This window comes from Streptomyces sp. NPDC025618, assembly GCF_055558795.1.
Map to the genome: position 1 here is coordinate 89610 of NZ_JBVHLW010000028.1, position 6327 is coordinate 95936.

The 6327-nt window shown below is 69.6% G+C and carries 6 protein-coding genes; all 6 read left to right on the forward strand.

Annotated features, from left to right (window positions below):
- The first annotated feature begins 17 nt into the window (after positions 1 to 17).
- Positions 18 to 632: a TetR/AcrR family transcriptional regulator gene (locus tag ACZ4A5_RS22580; RefSeq protein ID WP_467586880.1), complete on the forward strand. Its 615-nt coding sequence runs from the start codon at positions 18 to 20 to the stop codon at positions 630 to 632.
- Positions 633 to 907: 275 nt separating this feature from the next.
- Entirely contained in the window at positions 908 to 2212 is a 1305-nt protein-coding gene (locus tag ACZ4A5_RS22585) for a TolB family protein (protein WP_467586885.1), read from the forward strand.
- Positions 2213 to 2422: 210 nt separating this feature from the next.
- The gene (locus tag ACZ4A5_RS22590) at positions 2423 to 2890 is read left to right on the forward strand and encodes a hypothetical protein (protein ID WP_467586889.1); all 468 of its coding nucleotides are present in this window, start codon (positions 2423 to 2425) and stop codon (positions 2888 to 2890) included.
- Between the two features lie 762 nt (positions 2891 to 3652).
- Positions 3653 to 4312, forward strand: coding sequence for an MSMEG_1061 family FMN-dependent PPOX-type flavoprotein (locus ACZ4A5_RS22595; RefSeq protein ID WP_467586892.1), 660 nt, complete (start codon positions 3653 to 3655; stop codon positions 4310 to 4312).
- Between the two features lie 185 nt (positions 4313 to 4497).
- Positions 4498 to 5373, forward strand: coding sequence for a terpene synthase family protein (locus tag ACZ4A5_RS22600; RefSeq protein WP_467586894.1), 876 nt, complete (start codon positions 4498 to 4500; stop codon positions 5371 to 5373).
- 278 nt (positions 5374 to 5651) lie between these two features.
- The coding region (locus ACZ4A5_RS22605) for an ISL3 family transposase (RefSeq protein WP_467586899.1) at positions 5652 to 6327 on the forward strand (676 nt) is incomplete at its 3' end.

The window sequence follows — 6327 nt, forward strand, 5'->3', positions numbered from 1 at the left end:
CACGGAAGGAGAGCGCGATGCCCACTGCGGGCCGGTCGGGAGGGGCGTCTGCCCGAAGCAAGAGGGCGGACGCGATGCGCAATCAGCAGACGCTGCTCGAGGCCGCCGCGGAGGTGTTCGTGACCTCGGGGGTCGATGCGCCGATCCGGGAGATCGCGGCCCGCGCGGGCGTCGGACTCGGGACGCTCTACCGCCACTTCCCGACCCGGGCGGACCTCGTCACCGCCGTCTACCGCCACCAGATCGAGGCATGCGCCGAGGCCGGCCCGAACCTCCTGGCCGTCGCCCCCTCCCCGTTCGACGCGCTGCGCCAGTGGATCGACCTGTTCGTCGACTTCCTGGTCACCAAGCACGGACTCGCGGACGCCCTGCAATCCGACGGTGACCGCTTCGCCGCGCTGCACACCCACTTCCTCGACCGCCTGATGCCCGTCTGCGCCCAACTGCTCGACGCCGCGGCCGACGCCGGTGACATCAGACCCGGCATCCAGCCCTACGAACTCATGCGTGGCATCGGCAACCTCTGCGTCGGACGGGACGGCGACCCCCGCTACGACCCCCGCCGACTGGTCGAACTCCTCCTCCAGGGACTGCGTCGACAGCACGCACCCGACGGCGACGCCACACGATGACCTCGTCCGCCCCCAACGAGGACACCCCTCCCCGTCCGTCGCGAGGGGACACCGAGTCCGCGGCTCGTGCGGACCAGGTAGCCGAGGGGGCTTCGTAGGGTCCGAGCACGCTGCCCGACCGGCGTGCCGGCGGCCCTCGCCCGGGCCCGCTCCCTCAACGGCCCTATCCATGGCCGGAATCCATGGCCGGAGGCGCTCCGTCCCCCGTTGACTGCCCGCGCCCCGCGGGATTGGCTGCCCTGGTGCGTACCGGAGCGGCACCGTGGAGGGAAAGCATGCGCCTCAGACGAATCGCTGTGCTCGCCGCCGCATTAGGGGCCTGTGCGACGGCCGTACCCGCCGCCTCGGCGGACACCCCACGGCCCCACCATCCGCGCATCGAGCGCGTGAGCGTGGCCGCGGACGGCACCCAGGGGGACGGTGTGTCGTCCGAGCCGGCGATCAGCGCCGACGGCCACTACGTCGCCTTCCTCTCCCGCGCGCGCACGCTGCTGCCCGGCGCGCCGAGCACCCGGAAGCTCTACCTCAAGGACCTGCGGACCCGGGCCGTCGAGCAGGCCAATGTGGCGAACGACCCCGATCCCGACCTGCTCTGGGTGTACTCCTTCTCGCTCAGCGCCACCGGCCGGTACGTCGCCTTCTCCTCCACCGCCGAGCAGAACGGCCCCGGTCACGTCACGGACCAGCACATCTACGTCCGCGACCGGCTGACGGGACGGACCGAGCCCCTCCTGGGGGACGGGAACAGGAAGGGCTGGGCGACGTCCCCCGCGATCAGCGCCGACGGCCGCTATGTCGCCTTCTCCTCCGACCGCACGGACCTGGTCCCCGGCGGAGGCCCGCGCCAGCAGGACGTGTACGTGCGCGACCGCTGGAAGCACACCACCCGGCGGGTGAGCGTCGCCTCCGACGGCAGCCGGGCGAACTCACTGTCCTACGGGCCGGTGATCAGTGCCGACGGCAGCCGGATCGGCTTCGGCTCAGTGGCCGACAACCTGGGGGCGGCAAGGCTCCACTCCTGGCCCACGGGCAGCTTCTACGTCCACGACCTGCGCACCGGACGCACCGTGCCCGCGGCCCGGACCCGGGACGGCAAGGCGGCCGACACCATCCTCAAGTCGAGCCTCACCCCCGACGGACGGTACGCCGCCTTCTCCTCCGGGACGCCCGACATCGCTCCGGGCCGCGACCATGGCACCGGCCGCTGGGACTGCTACGTCACGGACCTGCGCACGGGCGCCACCCGGCGGGTCAACCTCGCCCGGGACGGCTCCCCGACCGACGGCGACTGCGACGAACCGGTCATGAGCCCGGACGGCCGCCGGGTGTTCTTCACCTCGGTCCCCGGCAGCATGAATCCGGGCTCCCCAGGCTGGCGGGGCCTCTACATGCGGGACTTGCGCACCGGCGTCATCGAGCGGCTCGACGTCTCCGACGGGGGAGCCGAGGGCGACTCCGGCTCGGGTGGTGCCTCGGTCGACTGGTCCGGTCACCGCGTGGTCTTCGACAGCTGGGCGCACAACCTCGTCCCCGGCGACACCAACAAGGTCGGCGACATCTTCCTGCGCCGCCTGCCCTGACGGGCAAGGGGCTGGACACCCGCAGGAGGGCGCCAGGCGGGCGACGGCGCGGGCCCCCGCCCCGTCATCACCTCCGAACCGCGCACCACGGCCACCGGCGACAGGGCCGATCCGCCCGGTGATGTCAGCCCCGGGCGGCATCATGGGGGCCAGGGACCGCAGGAACGCCCGGCCTCCGGGCTTACCGCCGCGACGCAGAGGGGGTGCGAGGTGACGGACGCACCGGCAGGCTTCCCTGTGCTCACCGGAGACGAATGCTCTTCCGGCCTCGGCGCAAGGGCCGAGGACCGGGCGGCCACCGTGCGGCAGGCCATGGCGGGGCTTCGGCAGATCCGCGCGATCACGAACCCGCCGGCGGGCCGCGCGGTGACCGTCCCCGCGCCGTGGGAGCGTCTCCAGCCGCTGCGCGCGATCGCCCTCGCCCTGGAGGACGCCGGGATTCCCGCATCCGCCCTGGACGCCGACGGCCGGCGCACCGCCACTGGCTACCGCCTGCTCCGTGAGAACCGGATCGTCCGCGTCGAATGGACCGGACCGCCCGGCAGCGGTGCCGTCTACCAGCAGCACGAAGAACTCCAGCGCTGCGCCCGCGCCCTGCAGGATCTCGGCTGGCACGTCCTGGAGTACCGGGGCGCGCGCCGGCACCGGTGGCTCGAGGTCGAGGCCCCGCCACCATGAGCGGACGGAACAGGGCTGGACGGGCTCTCGGAGTACGGCATCCGCCGCCCGCTGACCCCCACGGGCGCCGTGACCGCCCCCGGCGGTCTCACCCTCCCCTGCTCCAGCGGCATGGTCGAGGGACACGTGAACCGGACGAATTCCTCCACCGTCAAGGCGGCTACGGACGAGCCGACTTCGGCTTTCCCTGCGCCGAATCCCCTTCACCCCATGAACCGATCGCGCCCGGTCACCCAGGGATGCTGATCAGAGTCATTCCCGGTGTCCGCTCTCGTCGCGGGCGGTGGCCTTCCGCGCTCGTGCGGGCGCAGGAAGGCCACCGGCCGTCAGCAGAAGATCACGGTCATCATGCTGGGGCAGAGAAAGAGACTCGCGTGACTGGGCGCTTTGGCCTGATTTCCAGCGAGACAGTCAGGCTTGCCCAGGGGGAGCATCTGCAGGTCGAGGAGCGCCACGTCGGCTCCATCCTTCCGTGAGGAGGCAATCGCGCGGTGCGGTACGCACTGCCGCCGGGGCCGCCCGTCGGCGGCTGCTGTTCCTCGTGACAGCGCACAGCGTATGGAGCCGGCCACGATGACGGCACCGGCTTCCCGGCCAACCTTCGCCCAGCCTGTATCGGGCATACTTCTCCAACCCGGCCCGAAGTTTGACGAGTAATCACGGACTGCCTCCGGATGGCCGGAGCCTTCGTGTGGCTGTTCATATGTCCCCGCACTCACCGAGTGAAGACCCGTCTCAGGCCCGCGGACTAGGGTCGGAGGCATGACGACACACCTTGCCAGCAGCGCTTTCGACTCACTCCGCCTCGACGCCGTGCGCGACCAAGAGGCGCTGCGCCGGGCCTACGATGCCCCCAGTGACGCGGCCGTGCGGAAACAGATGACCGAACTCACCGAACAAACACGGCAGTTGATCGCCTGCTCATCGCTGGTCCTGATCGCCAGCGCGGACGCCGAGGGCAACTGTGACGTCTCCCCGCGCGGCGGCCCCGCCGGGTTCGTCGCCGTCCTGGACGCACGGACGGTGGCGATACCCGACGCGACCGGCAACAAGCGCCTGGACACCTTGCAGAACGTCGTCGCCACCGGACGAGCCGGGCTGCTGTTCGTCATCCCGGGCCGCACCACGACGCTCAGGGTGAACGGCCGGGCCTGCGTCTCCACCCGCCCGGAGCTGCTGTCACAGCTGACCGCCGTGGGCAAGCCGCCGGCCAGTGCGCTGGTGCTCGGGATCGAGGAGATCTACCCGCACTGCCCCAAGGCCCTCCTGCGCAGCGCGGCCTGGAAGCCGGAGCAGTGGCTGCCGGCGGACGCCCAGCCGACCTCGGCCGAGGTGACGCTGGCTCAGCTGAGGATGCCGGAGCTGACGATCGCTGACATCGAGCGGGCGGAGGAGGACTCGCTGAAGTACCGCTATGAGTGACGGACTGACCGGTGATTGCTGAACCGCAGCGCATCGATGACCGCTCCGGGCTCTGTGCAGCACCTCGCCCTCACGACGCAGATGACCACTGACTGGTTCCCGGCTCGCATGCCCGGAAATACCGCCGTCACCCCTGAATTCGGCCCCTCCTGCACTATGCCCGCTTCTGCCTGACAGAGGATGCGATGGAGACAATCCGCCAATTCTGGTTTCCCGAGCTGTACGCCCCTGTCCCGTATCGGCGGAGCCCTCTGGAAAGCGACCGCGCCGTTGTGGCCGACGTGCACGCATGGGGAGTCGAATGGATCCCCTCGGACCGCGTTGAAGAACACGTCGGAACAGGAATGTGGTTCGCCTCGCTGTACGCCCCGGGATGCGCTCACCCCGACCGGTTCGTGGTGATGGCGAAGTTCCTGGCTCTCATGGCCGCCTTCGACAACCAGGACAACTCATCCGGCAACTTGACCGATAGCGCGACCGACCGGCGCACCTTCGCGGATCAGACCGTCGCTGCCCTGGAGATCCACGAAGGGACGCGCAAGGCGATCACCTTGACGGAGCAGGCATACCAGTACTGCATCGATGGCGTACGGGCCAGCTTCCCCACACCCTGGACAGCGCAACGATACGTCGACGGAGTCGCTGAATGGCTCAGGGCCATGGTGCGGGTCCACCGTGAGTTCGCAGACGGAATCTCCCCCACCATGACCTTCTCCGAGATGGTGGAGTTCCGCCTCCGCAACGGCGGAGGTCTCTTCAACGCAGCACTGGCCGAGGGTCTGTGGGACTTCTCCCTGGAGGATGTGTGGGAACACATCGAAGACCTGTATGAACTGGTTTTCGGCGCCCTCATCCTCACCAACGACCTCGACTCCTTCCGCCGCGAGTACTTCACCGGCGGGAAGACCAACGTCCTGCACTGCCTGCACATCAACGAAGGCATGCCATTCCAGGACGCCGTCGACTATCTCGAACGTTCATCAACGACCGGGTCCGTCAATTCACGACCGCCTGGCCCGACCGCCTCAAGACGCTGCACCCCGCCCAGCGGCCGGAGATGACCCGCACTTCCGCGCACTCGAACTCGTGATCGCGGGTAACCTCCACGTACACCGCACCGCGCCCCGCTACAACGGCCCAGGACTCACCCGGCCCGTCCCCGCCGGCCTTCTCCTGATGGACCCTGAGCGCACTATCGGGGCCTGTAAATAGAACGGCTCTTCCAAGATTTTCGTAGCCAGTGATCGTGTGAACTGACCTGTGGCTTAAGAGTGTTGACGGTGGCACGCTGACCGCGTGTGCCATTGAGCTGGAGGACCTGCTGCCGCAGCTGGCCACGGTGCAGGTCGAGACGGTTGAGGCCGGCGAGGATCTGGTGCGGATCACGGCGCGGACGCATGCCGGTGTTCCGGTGGTCTGCCCGGGATGCGGGCAGACCTCGGACTGGGAACACAGCCGGTATGTGCGGCATGTCGCGGACGAGGCCGTCGGCGGCTGCCCGGTGACGATCGACCTGTCGGTGCGGCGGATGTACTGCGAGAACCCGGACTGCGCGAAGCTGACGTTCGCCGAGCAGATCGAGGGTCTGACGGTGCGCTACCAGCGCCGGACCCCGGCCCTGCAGGCCGTCGTGGAGGCGGTGGCCCACGCCCTGGCGGGCACGGTCGGCGCCCGGCTGCTGCTGCACCTGCACCAGGTGCTCAGCTGGGCCACCATGCTGACCTGCCTCCTGCGCATCCTCCTGCCCGAGCGGCCGGTGCTCCGGGTGCTCGGGATCGACGAGTTCGCCCTGCGCCGACGGAAGCGGTACGCAACCATCCTGATCGATGCCGAAAGCGGACAGCGCATCGACGTCCTGCCCGGCCGGAAGATGGAGTCACTCACCGCGTGGCTGCGCGAGCATCACGGAGTCGAGATCGCGTGCCGGGACGGAGCCTCGGACTTCGCCCAGGCCATAACCGACGCCGACCCCACCATCACACAGGTGATGGATCGCTGGCATCTGTGGCGCGGCC